The sequence below is a fragment of the Verrucomicrobiota bacterium genome, assembly GCA_019247695.1.
Lineage (GTDB): Bacteria > Verrucomicrobiota > Verrucomicrobiia > Chthoniobacterales > JAFAMB01 > JAFBAP01.
This window is the reverse complement of sequence record JAFBAP010000062.1, coordinates 1-21,918: the sequence shown is the minus strand read 5'-3', so window position 1 is coordinate 21,918 and position 21,918 is coordinate 1. Positions and strand designations below refer to the sequence as shown.

Below are 21,918 nucleotides of genomic sequence, written 5' to 3'. Positions count from 1 at the left end.
TAGCTCAGGGTTTACCCTGGGTAGCCGTAAAATGACGATGAGCCCTCCTAAGGGGTCACGCCTGTACGCCCTCCCGAACAAACACCCGCCCCGCCGCGTTGGATTTGCTGAAGGGGCGGCAGAACCCGCCGGCAACGCTTGCTACCGCCCCTTCAGGGCTGGGCGCGGGGGAAACGTCTTCCCAGGGTAAACCCCCACTGCCATTTAGTTAAAGGCGAGGAGGGAATGCTTTCGTCCCGCAGGGACGGCTGATGTTAGGCAGGGACTTCAGTTCCTGTGAGGGCGTTCCCCCCAGGGATTGCGTCCCGTCGGGACGCCTGAAGGCGTGCGCCAAACCAGGCGGACGTCGAAGGTTGGGGGACGTTCGGCTTTTTGGTGCTGATGGTCGCGCCGGGTTTGGCCGGCCCCTTGGGAGTCGGAATCCTCCGGTGCAGCGTTTCAGGCGTGCCGACGGGACGCGATCCTTCTTAGATGCGCCTCACAGGGACTGAAGTCCCTGTCTAACATCAGCCGTCCCTCCGGGACGAAAGCATCCCCCCTCGCCCCTGACTAAATGGCACTGGGGTTTACCCTGGGCTAAGGTCTGCCGGCCCGTTGAGCCTAAGACCGTTTTTACGGTTTAACAGGTGTAACGCTGGCAGGGCATCTGGGAAGGAAGGCAAAATTTTACCTCCAGGGCCATCGAAATGGTATGACACGCATGTTGACGTCACTACCCCGGCGGCTCCCTCCTGTGCCCAAATTGCTCGCTTCCAGAACCAGCGGCGGCCTTCCCGTTTGTCGCGGACTCAGCGCTCGCCTTGAAGCGTGCCCGTTACCCGATTGCTCATGGTGCGGGTGAGTCCATCTCACGCCCATCGAGGACGCGCTCAGGGCATCATCGCCGGCTCAGGCACCAGAGAGGCAGGATTCGCGTGAGAAACAGGCGCTGCACGGGAGAGCCTGCGGCCGAGCTGTATCATCGGCCGTTCCACTAAGTAGTGCGTGACGACGGAGCACAAGACAATCAAGAATATGTTCGCCGGAAAATGCTGCACGACGGCCAGCCACCGGGGATCAGGGACACGTTGAGACTGGAGAAACAAGGTTTGGCAGATGTAAAGGGCTGTAGGACAGCCGTCCAACCTATCTTAAAGCCGGCAATTCCAAGAATCGGAAGGTGCTGACCCGACCGTATACCGTGCTGATAATCGACTTCATGGCACGAGATGGGCGGTACCGGCGACGAGATCTGCAGTATTGGCCGTTGAATGGCCTTCAGTGGCAGAAGCCATGGGGAACCCACCGGCACCGGCGATGGCATCGGACCGGGATTCTGCGGCGCCAAGCCGGGCAATTAACATTCTTCGGATTAAGCGGTTAAGCGGTTCAGAGTAAAACCGCGAAATCAATTGGGCCAGGCCGGCGAGCAGGCCTGACCATAGCAGGAACAGCCAGGTGCCCGCCTGCGAACTCGTGGGGTACATTGACAACTGCCGTGCGCAATGCAGCGTCAGGTAAAGAAGGGGCATGTGGAACAGGTAAAGCTCATAGCTGAGTGAACCGAGCTTCGCGAGAACCTGCTGGAGAAGGTTGTGGTGTTTGTCTGACGGGACGCTTCCGAGAATAAAAAGCGAGCTTCCGATCCCCACCAGCGACGGACCGAGCACGCGGTTATCAACGACATTGCGAAATGCGTAGGACCACAGGATCAGGCCTGCACCTAACCAGCACAGATTGGATCGAGCCGCATGGCTTTTCAGCGGGCCGAACGTGTGCGCAAGCATTGCGGTCAGGCAGCCGATCGCGATCAGGTCAAAGCAACCGGCGTAATCGTACGGGCTGCGCGTGGTGCACCGATGGATCGGCCCGATCACGGCCACGGTAATCAGCAGGACGCTGCAGAGCCGCTGGTCGCGGAAAATTTTAACCACGAACGGGAGTACGAGGTAAAAGACCTCTTCGACTGACAGCGACCAGAGAATGTCCCAGGCCAGACCGGCGCTTCCGTTTTCCAGAACGTAACGGTTTGCTCGAAAGGTAAATGCATACGCTAACAAGTTGGGCAGGCGATGCTTGTGGGGGTCAAAGCCGATTGACTCGGGCTTCAGCAGGGTCAGGGCGCTCACCACGCACACCATCAACAGGAGACAGGGGAAGATGCGCCCGAATCGCATCAGGTAGAAGCGGCGGGCCGAAAAATTCTGGATCCCATTCTCAAGTACCCTTGAGGTGATCAGGTAGCCTGAAATGACGAAAAAGATGATGACGCCGTAGTACCCGTTGTGAATAAAAGGGGAGACAACCTCAGTGGGAAGTCCAAGGAAGCCGAGAGGCAACCAGACAGAGTAATGCAGGAGGATGACGCTTAGGATTGCGATCCCTCGCAAAGCGTCGATCTGGATGTTCCTCGATTTGAACGGCATGGATTGAGCTATCGGGGCGATGATGTCGGCGGAGGTTTTGGTCGGCATGTCGGAGGGTCAAGCAGTCGAGGTGAGGTCGATGGCGGAGGGAAGCCCACCAGGAGCTGTCCCGGAGCTTGATGGGGGAGTCGAAGATTGAGACCATTCCATGGCACCCGGTATTATCGGCGTTGGCAGTGATTGGATTAGCTTTTTGAGTGCTTCTGGAGATTTCTACATTTACGGGAGCCGGGATAACCGGCTGTTGCTTGCCGGGTCGCGGCTTACGTACGCCGCGTTCCGGTATACATCGAGGACCTGGCCGGCGATGCGGTCCCAATCGAAACGTTCGACGGCGTAGCGCCGGCAGGTTTTTGTATCCGGGACGGGGTATTTTCCTGCCAGAAAGGCGTCCAGCCCATGGGCAATCGGCTCCTCACCGGTACCGGCGAACACGCATGGCCGAGCGAGAGGCCGGATGATTTCCGGGAGGCCGCCAACCGGTGTAACCAGCACCGGCGTTCCGCAGGCCAGCGACTCGACGGTGGTTAATCCGAAACCCTCCAGGCGTTCGCTGGGCACGATGGTCGCGGAAGCGGCCTGGTATACCGCCGGTAGCTGTGATTCGGGAATGTACCCGGCCAGGCGGACCTGCTCCTGCAGACCGAGCGAGCCAATCAACGCGTCCAGCCGGAGCCGGAGCGGGCCTTTGCCGCCGATGATCAGCTGCGCCTGAGGATACCGGGGCGCGATCCGGGAGAAACCCCGGATCAGGCTCTCCAGCCCCATCCGGGAGTTGAGCCGCCGGACGCAGACCAGAAGCGGCCGATCTTGCGGCCAGCCCAGCGCGGCGCGCGCGGCGCATCGATTCCCCGGGCGAAAGCGCTCGACGTCCACCCCGCCCGGAATAACGTGAACCTTATGAGGGGGCACCTTGTAGGCGTCGATAAGGAGTTTGCGGAATGCCTCTGAAAGGGTAACGAACGCCCGGGCACTGCCGTACACGAGGTTCTCAATGGCTTTCTTGGCGGTTACATGTATCCAAGGTTGACCTTCAACGTTGGACTCCTGCGCCCAAGGACCATGAAAATGCACCACGTGAGCAGCCCGGCTCAATTCCGGTAAAAGGGGCAGCGCGTGCAGGGCAAAATGGGAGGCGATGACGGTGCCGGGGTGAAGAGGTTGGCCTCGAGCGGATGGCGTCCGGTTGCCGCAACTCCCGGTTCTGAGTTCCCGGAGAACGCCGTCACGCAATATCTTCAGCCTGGAGTGCAAAGGGAGGCGGGTCGATCCCAACGGCACGCGGCCGTTATTCTCATCCGGCATGCGTTCGATTTCCTCAAAATGATACGCCGTTGCGGTAAAATCCGTCTCCCGGCGCCGGATTGCGTTATGCAGTCCCCAGAAGTAGCGATCCGCGCCTCCGAAGCTCGCGTCGCCGCGCATACCGATCTCGATGAGGCGCCGGAATGCCGGGGTGAAGTGGTTAGCCATGAAAAGCCAGCGTTTCTAACTGTTCCGCCCCTTTGCCGGTCGTCAGCCCCAAATATTCAAAATAGGCGGTTTCAGTGAGGTCCGCCACGCGGTCCCAGGTGTAATGCTCCTCGACGCGCCGGCGGGCGGCCCGGCCCATTTCCTGGCGCAATTCGGGCGAGGTCAGCAGGGGTAGAAGGGTCCGGGCGATTTGTTCCGGGTTGTGTTCAATGAAGAACCCATTGTGACCCGCGGTGATGAAGTCCTCGGCCCCGTTGATTCGCGTAGCAACGATAGGCAGCCCGCAAGCGGCGGCTTCGATCGTGGCGAGGCTGAAGGCTTCGTACCGGCTCGGAAAAAGGAACACGTCGCTCGCGCCGAGCCCCTCGGCGACGTCGCGCCGGAAGCCCCCAAAGACGATTCGATCCCCTACACCCAAACGGCGGGCCAGTTCGTTAAAACGCGAGGCCTCAGCATCCTGCCCGAGAACGAGCAGCTTCACTTCGGGTCGCGGGATCCGGGCCAGCGCTTCGATGGCGAACTCGAGGCCTTTGCGGGCCCACTCCCCGCCCGCAAAAGCCAGCACGGTATCCTTCTCGCGGAGGCCGTTGGCGTGTCGCCACCGCGCCTTTTCTTCCGGGGCAAGCGGTTTGAAGACATCCGTGTCGGCCGCATTGGGGATGATGCGCACCGGCGCAGAACCGATGGCGTAATGGGTCCTGAGTTCGCGGTCCACGCCCTGCGATACGGGCAGGAACAAAGGGATCGGCCGGTTGTGCCTGGCCCGATTTGAATAAACTCTACCTTCCACCGCCGAGGTAACGTTAAGAAAAAGCCAGCGGGTCAGCCGGCGCGCGAGGCTGGCCTGGGTTCCTGCGACAGTTAGGAACGGGCGTTTGGCCGGTTGGATATTCTGGATCGTTATGACATTCGACGCCATCGCGTTATTGCCGATGGAGTGGATGATGTCGAAGTCGCCGGCCCTGATTTTAAAGTCAGCCAGAAGGTGGTAACTTAGAAAGTCAGCGACCGCGGGCCAACCCGGCCCGGGCATCCGGTGCCAGCGGATATGGCTCAAATCCAAATCCGCCACGGTCCGGGCAAAGAGGTGCACCTCATGCCTTTGCGACAGGCGCTCCGCCACCTCGCAGAGCGCGCGGGCGCTGCCATCGCGCCGATTGGTGTTGATCATTGCATACGCGATTTGCAGACGTTGCATAACAATCTTTCAGGGTTTAGCGGCCTAAAGAGCCCCTGGGGTATGGTAACGTCCCGGGAAGGGGAGGCGGTCCGGATTCGAACCTGTATTACGGGATGCGTTGGGGATGTAGTCCTTCCGCCAGAAGCTCCGGCGAGTCGTATTCCGGTGCCATCTGCAGTTTGTGCAGCATCATCGGGGAGAGCGCGCGGCCAAGGGCAATCCACATGACGGTCAGCCCATTGAAAAAGTTGGTGACCATCATGCCGATTAGAAACACGACGAAAAAGCCACGGGCCAAGGCAAAATAGTCGTCCCGCAGCCCGTAGCGTGTGCACATAGTCAGGTAGCGCCAGAGCATGACGAGGGCGACGGTAAGACAGAACATCCCGGGGACACCCAAAGAAGACAACACTTCAATGTAGCCGTTGTCGACAGCGATGGCTCCCGTTGCATCGCCTGACTTCCCGTTGAGGCGACCGCCAAGCCCTGCGAAACCGATGCCGAATCCGACCGGATTTGAGAGGGCCATTTGTGCTCCGTATTGGGCAATGCCCAGACGACCTTGGTAGGAGGCGTCTTCCCGCATATTTTGCAACGTTGAAAAGCGATCGTTGATGCGCTCCGCACCCGGCAAGTGGTCAAAGCCGAACGCGGCGGCGGCGCCCAGGCTGGCCAGAGCCAACGCCAGTCGAGCGGCTCCCTTGCCGCGGTTCAGCATGGGGTAGAGTATGACGCCCAAGCCCACCAGAATAATACCCGTGCGGACCAGCGTGAGGAGGATTACCGAAAGGATGAAAAGTCCTTCCGGCCAGCCGAGCAGGAGCCGCCACCGGCGAGAGACCAGCATCGGGATGGCGCTGAGCGCCAGGAACGCCGCGCATATTCCGCGTTCACCGAAAGTAGAAAAGACGCACATCTCGGTCGGGGCGAGTTTGCCCAGGTAGCCGACGAAGCCGACCGACTGCACCCAAAAGGCGTCCCAGGGAGGAATCGTCAGGTATTGGTACCACCCGTAGGCGCAAGCTGCGAGCGTTGCCCACCCAGCCGTCTTGAGCCAGCGATCCGAGGTCCGTTCATCGGCCTGGCTTACAGCGGCGTAACCCATGAGCGCTACCGGCGAGAGGTACTCCGCCGTGGCGTAAATCGCGGCGAACCCATTGCGGGCGAGTCCGACGAAAGTGCCGTAACCGATGGCAACAAAGAGGAGGAAAAACGCCTGTTTAGGGATGGCGTGCAATCGTCGAAGCCGGCTCAGGAAGGGAGCGAGCAAAAGCGCAATGATAAGCAGTGGTGTCAGGCTGATCGGTGAGAACGGGTTGAAAGCTCCCTGATACCAGTCAACAACGCGCCGGATCTCGCGGTTAAATGCGTAGACCAGAATCGCGTAATCCACCAAGGCGGGTGAGTTCTGGGCTGAGAGGCAGAGCGCGGGCAGGATGAGGAGGGCGGCAACGGCCCATTCAATGCTCATGGTTAGGCGTGGGTTCTGGTTGATCGTCCATGACGCATTTAGTGCGCGGGGGAAACCACGGCTCGGCGCGTGGGTTTTTGTACCCTTCTCTTTCAACAGGCAGGGTAGGAACCGGAAAACGATTCTTAAGGAAGCTGTCGGCGAGCGCACTGGGAGGAAAGGGCCCAGTGTTTGGGAATGAACGCAGCGAATCCCGGCAAAACCTCCGTGTCATCTCCATAGCCCTCTTATTCGGCAGCCGGCGGGATTTCCTTAAACAGAATTGCGATTAATAACACTCTCGCCGGGAAAAACCATTTTCAATCTATATAAACACTCTAAAGAATGCGCCCGTTCCGGCGATCTGTGACGCTAGTTCACCTGCGTTGGTCCTCGCCACTGAGTGGCGACGGATAACAGGCGGGGGCCTGAGGGCCCTGTAGCTGATTCGCCTGCAGGAAGAGAAACATGGGTTGTAAGTGAACGAGATGGACCAAAGGCAAATGGATTACCGGGATAGCGCTGGTTTGCGCAGGAACAGGATGCGGATCGGACGATTCTTGAGCTGGCTCTGCGGGGCATCCCCGGCCGGTTTGGCGCAGGCTCGCCTGCTGGCGGCATTGGTCCCCGAGGGCATCGAAACCTGCTCGGCCGAGACCTTGGGGCAGGCCGTGGACCGCGCGGTGCGCCTCCATCGGGTCGATGCTGCGGCGCTGATGCGCTTTCTTTTTAACGGCCTGAGCCGCCGTGACGACGCCAAAGGGGCGGCGGTGATCGCGGCACTGGTAACGATCACGCCGGCGAAAGAAATCCCGGCCCTCGTCCGGACGGCCATCCTGGCCCGCCCGAGTTGGGCAACGCTTGTGGTCCGGACGGCGACGGCCCAGGTCCCGGAGCAGGCTACCCGTATCTGGGAAACCGCCGAGTCGGTCGTAGTGGGTCTTGCGTTTTTTGGACCCGAGACCGCGCTTGGTTCAGAGATGGGGTACCGGGCCTCAATGGAACCGAGGGAGCAAGGCGCTCTGCCGTAGTTGTTGATTTTTCCCGGACGTGACTGTTCCCCGCCGGGTACCTGCAATTCATCCCGGGGACATCAGGCCCCAGGAGTTCACCGCAGGACACATTTACCTCACCAGGAGCACTTTTTTTTCCTTGGACGCTGCGAGGGCGCAGCGCCCTCCATTCAGCTTCGCACGGAAGGGAACTTTTATGATGAAGACTGCGAAATTCTTCAGATGTACGCTACTCGTAGTCACCTTACAGGTGCTTCGCCCGCCGGCTTTCGGATACGAAACCGCTATTCTGCCGCTGCCAACGTCGGTCTCACCAGAGGCGACGGATGTAGGCCGGGCTCCGGCCGAACCTGCCGGAGACGGGTCGGTGATGGCTGTTCCTACGGATCCGGCCGCCTCTCTGCCCGGCCAGCCTTCGATTTCCGCACAAGACGCTCCGGTACCGCTATCGCCTGACGATGGCGCGTCTGTGCCGGCCAGGCCGGTAATATCTCCCGCGGATCCGGCAGCGGTCTCTGCTGATGCAGCCGCAACGCCTGCAGATCCGGCAGGGGCACCGGGCACGGGTGAGGTGATGCCGGCCCTGGCCGTAGAGAACCCTGCAGCGGCACCCGAGACGGAAACATCGGCTATGGGGGCCGCAGCTCCCATACCTCCGGACGCCCAGGACGAGACGCCCGCGACTGTGTCCGGCACCCCCGTCGCTCCGCCTCCCCCCTCAACCGAAGCGGCCCCGTCCGCATTGAGCTTAGCGCTCCCGGGAGGGGCGAGCACCGGCACGGGCCGAGACGCCGGAAACAAGCTCTGGCGGCTGCACCCTAGCTTTGGCCTCGGCGTCACCTACGACGACAACATTTTTATCTCCCACGACCACAAGCAGTCCGACGAGATCTTTACCCTCTCCGGAGGGCTGGCCTTTGAAATGGGGGATTACCGCAACCTGCGCGAGAACTACCTCTTGGCGCAGTACCGTGCGGACGCGTTTTTCTTCTCCCGCTTCTCCGGGGAGGATTCCGTTAACCAGTTTGGCGCCCTCCGGACGCAGTTCCGCTTTTCCAAGCTGACGTTACAAACCGATACGCAGTTCCAATACCTGACGGGTGCCGATCGTAGTGTGGGGACCTTCGCCGACCACTATTTTATCGGTAACGCCGTCCGGCTATTGGATGACATCAGCGAGAAAACCCAGGCGTTTCTCGCGTTCGAGCAGAGTACAAATCTTTATCCCAGCTATCTTAGTTCTTATGAGTACATCCTCCGGGGCGGCGCTGATTATCAGATCACCCCGAAGATCAAGCTGGGAGGCGAGGGCGTTGTTGGTGCGGTAGACCAGGAAGCCAGCCCATTGTCGATTTACGGACAGTTGAACCTGCGGGTAAACTACGAGTGGACCGAAAAATTCTCTCTGCAGCTGAGCGCCGGCGGCGAGGCTCGGAACTACCGTGGGGATGGAACGAGCATCACGCCGGTATTCTCTCTCGGCGCCACCTGGCGGCCCTTCGTGGACACTGCCGTAAGCGTCACCGGTTTTCGCAACGTGAACGCCTCGCCGCTCTACGCCAGCACCAATTACGTTGCCACCGGCGTGGCGGTGTCCCTTAGCCAACTCTGGTTTCACCGGTTGACCACCGGGGTCGCGGTCGGCTATGAAAACGATTCTTACCAATCAGAAACTTCAGGATCGACGTTCGGGTCCAGGCGCGAGGACAATTATTTCCATGTGACGCCGACGCTGTCGTACAACCTCAACAAGTGGTTGTCTGCAACGCTCTCCTACGAGTTCAGAAGGGACGGATCCAACCAGCATTTGGTCAGTTTCACGGATAATCGGGTGACCTTCCGGCTAGGTATTTCTTTCTAATTCACAGAAAAGAAAGAAAACATCCACAGATTACACAGATTACACAGACTGATACGATTTAGTTATCTTGGTGGAACCCTGGGCTAAGGTCTCCCGGCCCGTTGGGCCTGAGGCCATTTATACGGTCTAATAGGTGTAACGCTGACAGAGCACCTCGGAAGGAAGACAAAATTGTTACCTCCATGGCCGTCGAAATGGTATGAGTCGTTGGTGCTGGCACCATTTAGACAGTTATGCTGGTGGAATGCCGCCTGGGGGCGTCGGCACCGGAGATGCTCCGCACCATATTGATACCGCCCTGGTGCCCAGGCGCAGAGGAAAACCGCAGTGGACGACGACGGCCAGCGATTGCAACAGCCGAAACCTTCCAGGTCCGAGCCGGGTCATTCGCGCGCGCCTTATCGCGGAGCGTGATCAACGTTCTGGAGGACGCGTAAGAATGCAGGCGTTCCTTTTGAGATCATGCATTTCATCTCCGCCCCGCTCGGTCGGGCGCTGACCAAAATTCGATAATCACAAACCAAAGAAAAAGGTTGTATTCACCAGAACATATAAACATTATTGTATCTATTATAAGGAAATCTTCTGTTCTGTAGCCTCACTCCCTTAGAGAAAATGTTAACCGTATGGCCGGTTACCGGCTAAGCGGAACGCGGTCACAGGACCGGGGACCGTAATGCCCGTACGCCAACTTCAGATGCCCAGGTGGCATGCGTCTCTGGTACCGCGCAGAAGTCCCATCCTGAAAGGAGTCCACGTGAATATTGCTGAGAAAGAAGCCATTGAGATAGATTTCTGGAAGGCCTCTGACATCGAAAGTCCGGAGAGCCAGTCAATAGTAAACATTCTCACCAAGTGTGCCGAGGCACGGGTGTTTGTCGAGAAGCTCCAGGCCTTTGGGCCCATTTTCTCAGGAGCAGGCAGCATCCTGGAACTGGGCGGGGGGCAAGGGTGGGCTTCGTGCATCGTCAAGCGCTTCTATCCGGCTGCTCGTGTGGTCACGACCGACATCAGCCCGGCTGCCGTTGCATCACTCCCAAAATGGGAGCACGTATACCAGGTCAAGATTGAAGAAGGGCTGGCGTGCCGCAGCTATAGCACCCCATTTCCTGATAATTCTTTCGACGTGATTTTCGTCTATTGCGCAGCGCATCACTTCATCAGGCATCGGAGCGTGTTGCGGGAGATCAAACGTGTTCTGCGACCTGATGGAACTGCGCTCTATTTGCATGAACCAGCCTGCCGCGCCTACATTTATCGGCTCGCTTGCCTGCGGGTGAATCGAAGACGTCCTGAGGTACCCGAAGACGTAATCCGATTTCGCGAGATTGAATCAATTGCCAAGGATTTGGGGTTGACGGTCGAAACGCATTTTGCCCCGTCGCTTATCAATCGCGGCCCTGCCGAAACGATATATTACCTGGGATTGCGTTGCCTCCCGTTCCTTCAGAAGGTCCTGCCCTGTTCGGTTGACATGGTAATCAGGAAAGGCTGAAGGGCGACGCCCTACCCTCACCAGCTACCGGTCACCGCACGGCTGCTCTCGGATCGAGGTCAGCCGGAAATCAGCGTTGATCGATCCAGGACCATAGCGATGCGGCCGCCGAAAACGGGGGCCGTCAGCGTCGGGAATCGGCTCAATGACCTCAGGAGTCACGCTGCGGGAGGGCGCACGACCGGCTGCCGGGCAGGGTTCTACCCAAATAATTGTTTCCGTGCTATGAGAAGGGATCCCGTCACACGGTGCCATAGGTGGGGTCCTCAGAAGGCGTATCCGCAGAACACGCAGACAACGCAGAAAACATTTACAGATTACGGAAATTGAGGGTCGATAGCGGAGCGTCCCGGAGCGATACCTCGACTGCGTCGTCATACTTTGGCGTGCTTGTGTACGGCGTTGGGATCACGTATCATGCTGGTTTAAGGCACAGTGCAGCATGAGCGTACCCACTCTCCGTCGGACCTTTCCCGAGCAGCACGCCGTGAACCGCCAGGTATGGGAAAGGCTCATTGACGATCCAAGCCTCAACGACGTGCTCGAGAAGATCGAGACCGACCGCGACGGCAATCTGATCATGAGTCCCCCACCGAGAACGCCGCATCGCATCCGCCAGCACCACATCAACCAGTTATTGGAGCGACAGCTGCCCGAAGGTGGTTCATTTACCGAGGGGGCCGTCTCCACCCCGGAGGGGGTCAAGGTTGCCGACGCGGTGTGGTACCGGGCGGAGAACGCTCGGACCTTGGAAACCGCGGACGTTAGCCTTCCGGAGTTCGCGCCGGATATTTGCGTCGAGGTGCGATCGAAGCGCAACAGCAAGCGCGACATCCAGAAGAAAACAGACGCGTACTTCGGCGCGGGCGTCCAGGAAGTCTGGGTATCTGACCTGGATGGCACAATGACCTTTTACAGCCGGGAAGGCTTGCTGGAACATTCGGCCATCTGCCCCGCCTTTCCCCGGCACATTCCGACCACGTTTCTGCGCTGAAACATTCGCCACCCGCGAGGATTCACCCATCCTGACGGCCTAAGACTCATTCATGAACCAGCCGTAATTCACACCGCGGTTGCGTCTCCGGGCCATGCACGATCAACGGCGTAGGACCCTCCATCGCCTTGCCTGTGTACTTTGCGTAATCTGTGGACGTTTTCTCTTTTCTGCGTTGTCTGCGGATGAAAATGAAGGTGCCGGGTGTCGAGTGTCGAGTGCCGGGTAAGAGAGGCGCTATATCCGTCGTGTGCCCCCTAATCTGTGTCAATCTGTGTAATCTGTGGACGTTTTCTCCTTTCTGCGTTCTCTGCGTGTTCTGCGGCTGATTCTGTCTTTCCGCCGTGGTCGCCGTGTTCCGCCGTGGCGCCGTGTGAGTCTTTTACGCTGTGCCCGCCGTGTGACCGTGTGAACTCTTACGTTGTGCCCGCCATCCCCCGCTGCGGTCGTCGTGTGACGTTTCTCCTAAAGGTGAGAGGAATTCCGCCGTTGAACACCCCTCAAGGACACAGAGCCGAGAGGCACGGAATACTTCATGAATGTTCGAAGGAATTGGTTATCGTTGGCAGGGGCCTTTTCAGGTGTCCCTGATCGGGTCAGGACCGCCCGGCGGGCGGTTTTTGCATTGGTAACAGTTGGACTTGTCGCGGCGGCGTGCCCCGGTTGGGGTCAGCAGACGGAAAATTATCGTCTGGCGCCCAATGATATCCTGTATTTCGGGATCTTCGGCGAACCTGACACGGTAGCCGATATCCGCGTTGCGGGAGATGGCACGGCAAATTTTCCATTTCTTAGATCGGTCCGGATTGGTGGGCTGACCGTAGCCCAGGCGAGCGAAACGTTGCGAGACGCCTACATCCGGCAGGAATACTTTGTCAATCCGCAGGTGAACCTGGGGGTCCGTTCCTATGGTAAACGGACCTTCACGGTGCTGGGTCAGGTTCAAAAGCCGGGGACCTACGACATAGTGGGTAACGAGTCCGTTTCCCTGTTGGGAGCGGTCGGTATGGCCGGAGGCTATACTCGTATCGCCAATCGGGCGGCGGTCACCGTGCGCCGGAACGAAGGTGGCCAGGAACAACGGATCCGCTTGGATGGACGCGATGGCGCCAGCAGCGCTAACGGCCCGGATTTCAAGATTCACCCGGGAGACGTCATCACGGTCGGGGAATCGATTTTCTAACCTTTCCTGGCATAGCGGTCAGCAGGAAAAATAAATTTCGACAGTTAGGGAGGTCATATGAGTGAACCGATGCCGGTGCAACGGCACCTGATGCAGGATTTCGTGAAGGGTGGGGGCAAGGACTTCGACGTAAAACGTTACTACCACTTGGTTGTAGCCAACCTGCCGTTTATCGGGGTGGTGATCACGTTGAGCGTGGCGGGGGCATTCGCGTGGGTATCACGGCAGCCGAAAGAATACGGCTCGCGCGTCGTCATCCAGATTGAGCAGGAGGAACAACGGATCTTGAGCAAGGTGGAAGACCTCCAGCCGCAGCACCTGAACAGCGACGATTACCTCAACACCATCGTCCAATCGATGACCAACCAAACGCTTATGCTGCGGGTGGCCAGAGAGGTTGGGTTGGACCGGGACCCGAGGCTGTTTCCACCCCGGCCTGACGGGAAGCCGTACAGCGACTCCGCCATTGCCGGTGCGGCATCCAAGCGGGTAAAAGCCGCCTTGCGGCGCGGGACCCGGCTGATGGATATCTCCGTGGAGGACGAAGAGCCGGAGCGGGCCCAGCGCATTGCCGACGCCGTTTTCCACCAGTTTTTGCGCCAGAACTTCGAGCAGCAGATGACGGTCGCCAACGTTGCCACGCGCTTCCTGCAGGAGCAGGCAGACCAGCAAAAGGCAAAGGTCGAGAGCATCGAGCACGAACTGCAGACGTACCGCGAGGAGCACAAAGCCGTGTCGCTCGACCAGAATCAGAACATCGTGGCCGACAAGCTAAGAGACCTCAATGGTAAGGTCACGGCTGCCAAGGATGCGCGGATCCGTTTGGACACCGATCTGGAGCAGTTGCGCCGGGTTCGCCCCGATGACACCGACGGGATCCTCCATATTTCCAGCGTAGCGGCCCTCCCGCAGGTATCCCAGCTCAGGGCGCAGATTGTAACGGTCCAGGCGGAGTTCAACGCGCTGCAAAAGCGTTATGGTCGCAACCACCCGAGGTACATCCAGGCCATTACCACAATTCAGGGTTTACAGGACTCGTTACGCCGCACCCTGCAGGACGTCGGCAACATTCTCACGACCCGGTTTTCCGAGGCCAAGGCAACCGAAACCCAGTTGACGGCGGCTTTGCACGATCAGGAGAACGAGGCGCTTAACCTGAGCAAGATCGCCATTCCCTACAACGTCCTGCAGCGTAACCTGGCCTCGGAGCGCGCGCTTTACGACTCGCTGGTGACGCGCATCGGTGAAACCAACATCAGCAGCGGGATGGATAAAAGCCCATTCCGGCTGGTGGAAGCGCCCACGGTTTCCTGGGTACCGGTGAAACCGGAAAAGGTCAAAACCCTTCTGATCGCACTCGTGTTCTCTCTGCTTGTTTCGGTCGTCATCATCGTCGCATTGGACTCAATGGACGACACCCTTCGTTCGGTGGACCAGGCAGAAGAATTTCTGGGCATGCCGGCGCTGGCCGTGATCCCCGAAGAGAAACGCAAAAGTAATATCGCATTGCCTTTGACGGTGGTGGATGAACCCAGGTCGCGCCAGGCGGAAGCGTTCCGGACCATTCGCGCGTCGGTGTCGCTCCTCGGGCCCGAGGAGACGCGTAAAATCTTCCTGTTTACCAGCGCCGTGCCTTCTGAAGGCAAGACGTTCACCTCGCTTAACACGGCGGCGGCGTTCGCGGTTGAGAACCTTAAAACGGTGGTGGTGGAGGCCGACTTGCGCATGCCTACGTTGCACAAGGCATTCAAAGACATCGCGAATCGTGAGACCCCGGGTTTGAGCGACCTGCTTGCCGGCAACGTTCCGCTGGACGAGGTGCTGGTACAGAGCCGGGTTCCCAACCTTTTCCTGCTCTTCGCGGGACGCAAGGCGCCGAACCCGGCGGAACTCTTGTCCGGAAAAGCGTTTAGCGAATTGATCAAAACATTGTCGGAACGATTTGACCGTGTGGTCATCGACAGTCCCCCGCTCACCGCCGTGAGCGATACCCTTACCATTATCCGGGCAGCTCACTACGTCTGCCTGGTCGTGCGCCCGGCGAAAACACCGAAGAAAGCGATCGCCCGATGCGCGCACCTGATCCATTCGGCGGGCGGAAAGTTGGCCGGCTTTTTCCTGAACCGGGTTAACTTCAAAGTCGGCGCGAGCTATTACTATTACTACTACGGCGACCGGTACTATGCAGACAACGGCCGCTAAGCAGCCGGCTGGAAGGTGGTTGCGCTTGGGGCGGCAATCGGTTTTGCGACAAGCGCATGCTGCACGGTCGATTAAAACGGGTGTCAGCTGGCTGATCCGGGAATTGGGCAGGTAATGAAGGTTACCTGCCATCGGAATATAAGTTTGGTGGGTGAATGAATGTTAATCCTTTCACGGTCCGGTGGAGTTATCAAGCCGCCCGTTGGTTGGCCTGCATCCGCCGGTCGCGCTTCGAGGCCAGGATGAAGGAGCATGCCTTCCGGCCCCTTTACCCCTCGGATCGACGCCTGGAATGTTCGGTAACGTCGATCCTGGGGCGTTCGAACGTTCCGGAAATGCTGGTTTGTCTTTCCAGTTTTCTTGCCCGCGCCGGTACCCCGGAGCGGGTTTTGATTGTCTCGGACGGCTCGCTTACGCGGGAGGACGCGAAAGCTTTGCGAGCCCTCTCGCCGCGGGTCTGCGTAGAGGATTTTGCCGACCAGGTGCGGGGAAGGGTCCCGGAATTGCTCCAGGGGTACCTGAAGCCCAACCCTTTTATCCCTGAGGCTTATGTGAAGAAATTGGTGTTCCTGCTGAACCTGCCTCCTTCGGATCGCTGGTTCTTCACCGATCCAGATGTCCTTTATTTCCAGGGTGCGTCATCGTTGGGAAAGGACCTGGCGCGGTTGGGTGGGCAACCGGCGTTTATGCAGGACATTGTCTTCAGCGGCGACGCTCGCCAACTTGACCTGAGCGAACGTGTTCCGCTCGTTAACACGGGCGTGCTCTACATACCTCGGCCGTTGGATTGGTCAGAGGCGCTGGCCCGGTTGGCGGAACGAGGCATGCCGCCTGCCTTTTTCGCCGAGCAGACGGCCGTGCACCTGGCGATGCGTTCCAGCCGGGGCAAGGCCCTTTGTCGGAACCGGTACGTGCTGTCGTTGAAGGATCAATGGTTGTTTAAGGATAGTTTTGCGGGACGGGCCGGGCCGGTGTGCCGGCATTACGTAAGCACGGTCCGCCATAAGTTCTGGCTGGCGGCGCGGTACCCGTCCAACGCCGCCCATTGTCCGGCTGAGTTGGTGGACTTGGCGGAGCGGCAGACGCAGTAGAAACCATGGAACCGGGAGGTGCGTTTGAAGGCAGTAATTGAGGGCGGACAATACCATCAGCGACCCGCGAAGGCATCGCTCACGGCAACCGACCAGGTAGATGGCGAGCTCGGGGACGGTGTACAACGGCCTTTACGAATTTTGTTTGCCGTGAACTCACCCTGGACGGAGCGGATGGGTGTGCCGCGGGTGAGCATAGAATTAACCCGTCAGCTCCAGCGGCTCGGGCACCGGTGTTCGCATTACGCTTGGGAACAGGCGTTCCCGCGAGGACTGGGCAAATGGAACCGCTATTTTGACGTTTCCCTCTTTCAGTGGCGCCTGCTGGATTTCTTGAGGAGGCAGGGGCGCAACTTCGACGTCGTTCAGTTGGAGAGTAATCTGGGCCCGTTCCCACGGGCGGCGTACGGCTTTGACGGGATCATGGTGGCCAAGAGCAATGGGCTGCCGCTCTTCTACGAGCGCTGGCACCGGTCGGCTGAGCGGCGCCTCATGCGGCAGACCGGACAGCGCGGCACCTGGGGCGGGAACTTTCTCCGCAAGGCGGGCCGTTTGGCTTCGGGAGGCCGCTGGGGCGCCGCTTTACGAACGTTTTCAACCGCAGATCTGATTCACGTACTGAATAGCGAGGAACAGGCGGTGCTCACTGACGAGTTCGGTTTCGGCGACAAAGCCGTCATCGTTCCCAACGGCCTGTCCGAGGGCTTCTCGGCGGCCCTTCGTGCCACGAGCGTGCCAGTGATTCGCGCCGCATCCAACGTGGTGACATTTGTGGGCACGTGGGGGCTGCGCAAAGGCCAGGCGGAGTTTCCATCGCTTGTCCGCAGGGTGCGCAGGACGAATCCGAAGGTATCATTTCACCTCCTGGGAACCGGCGTCAGCGAAGGCCGGGTGAAATCCGCGTTTGATCCTTGCGACCGCGCTGCGGTCGTCGTGCGCCCGTTCTATTCGCCGGAACAGCTCCCGGCGCTTCTGGCCGAGGCCAAAGTGGCCGTGTTTCCAAGTTATGTCGAAGGCTTTCCGTTAGGCGTGCTGGAAATGATGGCTGCGGGTCTGCCGGTCGTGGCCTGGGATGCTCCGGGGGTTCGCACCCTAGTGCGTGAAGTCAATCCGGCGCTTCTGGTTCCTGTCGGTGACGTTGACGCGACGGCCGCTGCATTGCTGAATTTCCTCAACCTGCCGGCGGATGACTACGTGTCGTTGTGCGCCGCGAGCCTGGACGCAGCCGGTAGTTATACCTGGCGGCGCAGTGCGGCCTGTTTCTTAAACTCTTTGGAACCGCTTCTAACTCAAGAACCGCCGGTGGGGCGCAGGGGAAGGATCCGCTGATGATACAGTTTGCCAGGTTTTACGGACACTCGGTGCTGCGAAGCCGGCTGGATGCGAAATCGGTAGTAGTCGATCTCGGCAGCAACCGAGGCGCGTTTGCTACGGCCGTTTTGACAGCCGCCGGATGTAAGGTTTACTGTGCAGAACCCAACCCCCAATTATGCGAGGGGCTTGCCCGGCGAGCGGGCCTGACGGTCTTCAACGTGGCTATCGCGCCAGTGTCGGGGCGCCTCCGTTTTAACCTGGCCGATAACGACGAGTGCTCTTCCCTGTTCAGTCCGACCACGTCGGCCGTAAGTTCGGCGATTGAATGTGAGGCACTGACCTTGGCCGGCTTTTTGGATCGGACCGGCGTCACGCACGTCGATTTACTCAAGATCGATATCGAGGGCGCCGAGTTGGCGCTGTTGGCGAACACAGACGCTTCGGTCCTGGCTTGTGTCGATCAGATTGCAGTGGAGTTTCATGAAAGCATCGGAATCGGCACCGTACAGGATATCCGGAACATCGTCCGTCGTTTGGAGGGTCTTGGTTTTCGGGCCTTCAAAGGTTCCTTTACCGACTTCAGCGACGTGCTTTTTATGCATCCCGGGCGTTTGGGGCTGGGGCCCGGTTGGGAGTGGCAGGCGCAAGTCTGGCGATTGCGTGAGGGGTTCGGGCGGCGATTGGACCGGGCTTGGAGGGGAGCGGTTACCTGGCGCATCCCTGGCCTCGGCCGGGTTTGATTACCTTCCGGAGATCTATGGCTTCAGAAATGATTCTGAGCGTGGCGTTGGTCACGCGCAATCGCCCGGAGCAGTTGGAACGCTGCTTGCGGAGCCTCAGTGCGGCGGCCGAACCGCCCGAGGAGGTAGTCGTATCCGACGACTCAGACGAGGCGTTCGCGCCGTCGACTCGGGAAGTCGCTGAGACGTTCGGATGCCGTTACGTGCGGGGCCCGCGCCGGGGTTTGTATGCGAACCGGAATCATGCCGCCAGCCAGTGCCGGGGAACGCACGTGCGGACGGTTGATGACGATCACGAATTTCCAACCGGCCATTGGCGGCGCGTGCGCGACGCTATAGCGGCCGACCCGGAAGCGGTGTGGGTGATCGGGGAATATTACGGCTGGGCTCAGGTGAAAGAGCCTGTCCCGGTGGCACCGGAGGTTCAACCCCGGGGATTTTCGTTGCCGCCCAGGAATCCGGATGCCTCGATGGCAATTTCGGACGGGGCCACCGTTTATCCCCGCCGGGTTTTTGCGGAAAACCGCATGCTGGAGCGGTTTGTCTTCGGCAGCGTATACCTGGAATTTGGCGCCCGGCTCAAAGCGCGTGGTTATCGAATCCGCCACCTTCCAACCACCTACATCATCCATCACAGTGGGCCGGTTCGCAGTTATGACCTGCCGTTGGTCCAGGTCCAAACGGCGTTTCTGGCCGCCGCGCTGACTTACGGAGTTTATTTTCCATCATGGCGCGCGATCCTCGAGTGCTGGGGATACTTTACGCTACGCGCCCTGGCTAATCAGGTGCACTTGCTGCTCAAGGGCACCGAGGCCTGCAAGGACAGGTTTGGCATGGTGGCATGGTGGAAGACGGCCCAACTCTATCTCCATTACCGCGCGCTATTCCTTTCGGGAGCGTGGGCCCGGTTTACGTAAATTAGAAGGATTAGAAGGCCGCGGGGATTCGAGCAAGAAGGCCAATTGCCAATGCGCCGTCTCGCTGCATTACGTCCCCCCCGCAACGGCCATGGCCCGCTCTCCGTCCGCATGTTCCTGCAGAAGTGACCGCCCGGCAACGCTGCCAGTTAGTGAATCCCAGCTTCGGGCCGTGACGGGGCGAGTTCGAGAATTCTCGAATCCGGTCGAGGTAACGCCGTAAAGCGCTCCAAGAGCCAGCGCCCGAGTTGTATCCCGGGCCTTTCAATCAAGCGATAGGACAGGTACGCGACGATGATAGCAAACACAATTGGTATTACCACAGCCAGCAACGTGAAGCTCGTTCCGGTTAACTTTCCGATGGCGTGCTGGGTAATGAATGCATGCCAATGAATCAGAATCGGTTCGTGCCAGAGATAAACGGAGTAGCTGATCAGCCCAACCCTGATGGCGTTTCTTTTCACAAAGGCCGACGGTGTGGAGTTAAATGCGGCCGACGCTTTACGATGAAGCATTTGGTCCAGCCATATTGCCGAGCTCAACCCGGCGAGAGAAAAGCTAAAAACAGTTAACGGCCGATAGATCGTACTAGCAAGAAAGCCGATAAAGACAATCGGCAGGAGTATCCTGCTCGGCGGGAACGCACGGCGGTTAGCTCCGTAGCATTCAGCGATCCATGCGCCTACCATCCAATCGGCCCAGGTCATCAAGGGCGATGTCATCGCCGGGTTAACACTATGATCCGGCCATCCCCATCTCGTGACTGCAAATACTCTCCACAGGAGACTCAAGGAACCGGCAATGAGGAAACAACCGCGCCATCCTGAACGCCGTCTGATTGCAAGTAGAACGGGGTAAAGCAGGTAAAGTTGTACCTCTACGGCGACGCTCCAAAACGGACCATTAATGCCCCAGAAAGTAGTCGTAGAGAGATTCTGAATCAGGAAAACGTGTGAGAAAAACTGCCGGCCTGCGGCCAGATTGAAATTGCCTTTCAATTCCACCCAGGTGAAGAGAATCAAGGCGGTAATATAGGCGGGATAAATGCGCCAGAATCGTTGCCAGAAAAAGCGAGTCATGCCGAATCGTTCAAGACGCAGGCAGGACCAATGGATGCAGAAGCCGCTTACAACGAAAAAGAGTGGGACGCCGGCCCACCCAATGTAGAAAAGATGGACCAGTATCGAGCCGAGGCCGTATGCACTGAAGTCGCGCACATCGTAAACCCAGGGTAACTGCCAATGGAAATTTATTCCGACCAGGTGTCGGAAAACCACCAGAAGTATTGCCAGACAACGCAGGTAATCGAGTAACGCCAGATTCCGTGGTTTTGAAAGTGTGCACGGTGGATTCGGTGTCCGGAACCAGTCGGTAAAGCTCACAGGTCTAATCATTGGATTCGGGACAGCTTAATGGATGCTGCCGGGCCTCGTGCTTTGGCTACATGCGGTTACGCCTAATACTGAATGTAAGACGTCCTCAAACTTCCTGGTCAACTCCGCATAACCTACGGTCCTGAGAAGGTCGCGGCGGCTGAAGCAGGCCCGGCCACCTGCGGCCTGGCTTGCGCCAGCGATGTCCTGGAGGGCGTGGGTCATGGCTTCGACGTCGTGGGGTTCGGTGATCCAGACGCCGGGCTGGCCTTCGAGGTACTCGCGGTTTTCGCCGGCGGGCAGCGCGGCCAGGATCGGCCGGTCGGTGGCCAGGTACTCGTAAGTCTTGGCCGAGATGCGACCCCCCGGGCTGCCGTCGGGCCGGCCCGGCAGACACATGAACAGCACGTCGGCCGCTTGCAGTTGGCTTAGGGCTTCATGGTGGGGCAACGCGCCGCGGACGCTGACCACGTCGGCCAGGTTGGCGTGACGCAACGCCCGCTCGATCATGCGTGCCGGGTAGGTGTTGCCGATGAGTTCGAAGCGGAAACGGTCCTTGAAGGCCGGGACGCGCCGGCCCAGGCGGCGGAGGGCCTGCACCAGGTAGTAGGGCGTGGAGCCTTTGAAGTCGTGGCGCATGCGGGTGTGCTGGCCCAGACGGTTCCAGGCCGCCAAAACCCTTTTATAGGCCGGGGTGCGGCCCGGCGGGTCGAAAAACTCGACCCAACCCGACATGTTGCCGGCGTAAAGGATGGTCCAGGGGGCTTCAGGCCGCCGGGCCCGGGCCGCCGGGGGCGGCAGCCGGTCGGTCACGCCGCATCGCACCAAGTGCAGCTTGCCCTGGTTTTGGGGAGTTTGGCGCTCGCGCACCTTTTCGAGGTTGCGGCGTGAGACGTAGATGACGGCCGCGGCGGCTTCCACGATGCGGTCTTCCCAGGCCAGCATCCGTTGGAAGTGCCACCGGCTGGGGTAGACGGGGTGCATGTCGTCGCACGAGGGGCTGTCGTCAAAATTGAACACTGTGGGGATGCGGGTGGCTTGCCGGAGTTGGAGGCCGACGTCGCCGCTGGCATAGGGGTAGATGAAGACCAGCAGCAGGTCGGGGCGGCGGCGCTCGATTTGTTCTAATGCGGCGGCGTAGGCGGCCTTGCGCCAGCCGTCGAGCGGGTCGCTTAAGGGCAGCCAGTCGCCGAGCTTTTGGAGCCGGGCCCGTTGGAGCCGTTGGCG

The 21,918-nt window shown here is 59.4% G+C and carries 16 protein-coding genes; 10 read left to right on the top strand and 6 right to left on the bottom strand.

Annotated features, from left to right (window positions below):
• Positions 1-1,196: 1,196 nt before the first annotated feature.
• The 4 genes from JO015_06390 to JO015_06375 all read right to left on the bottom strand — a co-directional run bounded on the left by JO015_06390 (position 1,197) and on the right by JO015_06375 (position 6,529).
• Positions 1,197-2,453, bottom strand: coding sequence for an acyltransferase (locus JO015_06390; protein MBV9998728.1), 1,257 nt, complete (start codon positions 2,451-2,453; stop codon positions 1,197-1,199).
• Positions 2,454-2,624: 171 nt separating this feature from the next.
• Positions 2,625-3,878 carry a glycosyltransferase family 4 protein gene (locus JO015_06385; GenBank protein MBV9998727.1) on the bottom strand — a complete coding sequence of 418 codons (1,254 nt, stop codon included), beginning with the start codon at positions 3,876-3,878 and terminating at the stop codon, positions 2,625-2,627.
• Positions 3,871-5,076 carry a glycosyltransferase family 4 protein gene (locus JO015_06380; protein ID MBV9998726.1) on the bottom strand — a complete coding sequence of 402 codons (1,206 nt, stop codon included), beginning with the start codon at positions 5,074-5,076 and terminating at the stop codon, positions 3,871-3,873. Before JO015_06380 ends, JO015_06385 begins: the two co-directional genes overlap by 8 nt.
• A gap of 88 nt (positions 5,077-5,164) precedes the next feature.
• Positions 5,165-6,529, bottom strand: coding sequence for an O-antigen ligase family protein (locus tag JO015_06375; protein ID MBV9998725.1), 1,365 nt, complete (start codon positions 6,527-6,529; stop codon positions 5,165-5,167).
• A gap of 467 nt (positions 6,530-6,996) precedes the next feature.
• Here JO015_06375 and JO015_06370 point away from each other — a divergent pair, with 467 nt between their 5' ends.
• The 10 genes from JO015_06370 (at position 6,997) to JO015_06325 (ending at position 19,318) form a co-directional block, all read left to right on the top strand.
• Positions 6,997-7,539 (top strand): hypothetical protein, encoded by a 543-nt coding sequence (locus tag JO015_06370; GenBank protein ID MBV9998724.1) that lies wholly within the window; start codon positions 6,997-6,999, stop codon positions 7,537-7,539.
• A gap of 724 nt (positions 7,540-8,263) precedes the next feature.
• On the top strand, positions 8,264-9,382 hold the full coding sequence (locus JO015_06365; protein MBV9998723.1) for an outer membrane beta-barrel protein: 1,119 nt from the start codon (positions 8,264-8,266) through the stop codon (positions 9,380-9,382).
• 757 nt (positions 9,383-10,139) lie between these two features.
• Positions 10,140-10,877 (top strand): class I SAM-dependent methyltransferase, encoded by a 738-nt coding sequence (locus JO015_06360; GenBank protein MBV9998722.1) that lies wholly within the window; start codon positions 10,140-10,142, stop codon positions 10,875-10,877.
• A gap of 442 nt (positions 10,878-11,319) precedes the next feature.
• Positions 11,320-11,871 carry a Uma2 family endonuclease gene (locus JO015_06355; protein MBV9998721.1) on the top strand — a complete coding sequence of 184 codons (552 nt, stop codon included), beginning with the start codon at positions 11,320-11,322 and terminating at the stop codon, positions 11,869-11,871.
• Positions 11,872-12,496: 625 nt separating this feature from the next.
• The gene (locus tag JO015_06350) at positions 12,497-13,054 is read left to right on the top strand and encodes a polysaccharide export protein (GenBank protein MBV9998720.1); all 558 of its coding nucleotides are present in this window, start codon (positions 12,497-12,499) and stop codon (positions 13,052-13,054) included.
• Between the two features lie 57 nt (positions 13,055-13,111).
• Entirely contained in the window at positions 13,112-15,256 is a 2,145-nt protein-coding gene (locus JO015_06345) for a polysaccharide biosynthesis tyrosine autokinase (protein MBV9998719.1), read from the top strand.
• A 155-nt stretch (positions 15,257-15,411) separates the two neighbouring features.
• Entirely contained in the window at positions 15,412-16,347 is a 936-nt protein-coding gene (locus tag JO015_06340) for a hypothetical protein (GenBank protein MBV9998718.1), read from the top strand.
• Between the two features lie 150 nt (positions 16,348-16,497).
• Positions 16,498-17,676: a glycosyltransferase family 4 protein gene (locus JO015_06335; protein MBV9998717.1), complete on the top strand. Its 1,179-nt coding sequence runs from the start codon at positions 16,498-16,500 to the stop codon at positions 17,674-17,676.
• Complete coding sequence (locus JO015_06330; GenBank protein MBV9998716.1) at positions 17,676-18,401, top strand: FkbM family methyltransferase; 726 nt, start codon at positions 17,676-17,678, stop codon at positions 18,399-18,401. The genes JO015_06335 and JO015_06330 overlap by 1 nt, the downstream gene beginning before the upstream one ends.
• A 17-nt stretch (positions 18,402-18,418) precedes the next feature.
• Complete coding sequence (locus tag JO015_06325; GenBank protein ID MBV9998715.1) at positions 18,419-19,318, top strand: glycosyltransferase family 2 protein; 900 nt, start codon at positions 18,419-18,421, stop codon at positions 19,316-19,318.
• A 149-nt stretch (positions 19,319-19,467) separates the two neighbouring features.
• Here the strand turns inward: JO015_06325 and JO015_06320 are convergent, their stop codons facing one another.
• Entirely contained in the window at positions 19,468-20,700 is a 1,233-nt protein-coding gene (locus JO015_06320) for an acyltransferase (protein ID MBV9998714.1), read from the bottom strand.
• 27 nt (positions 20,701-20,727) lie between these two features.
• Positions 20,728-21,918 (bottom strand): glycosyltransferase (locus JO015_06315; protein MBV9998713.1); only part of this gene is annotated, 1,191 nt, incomplete at its 5' end.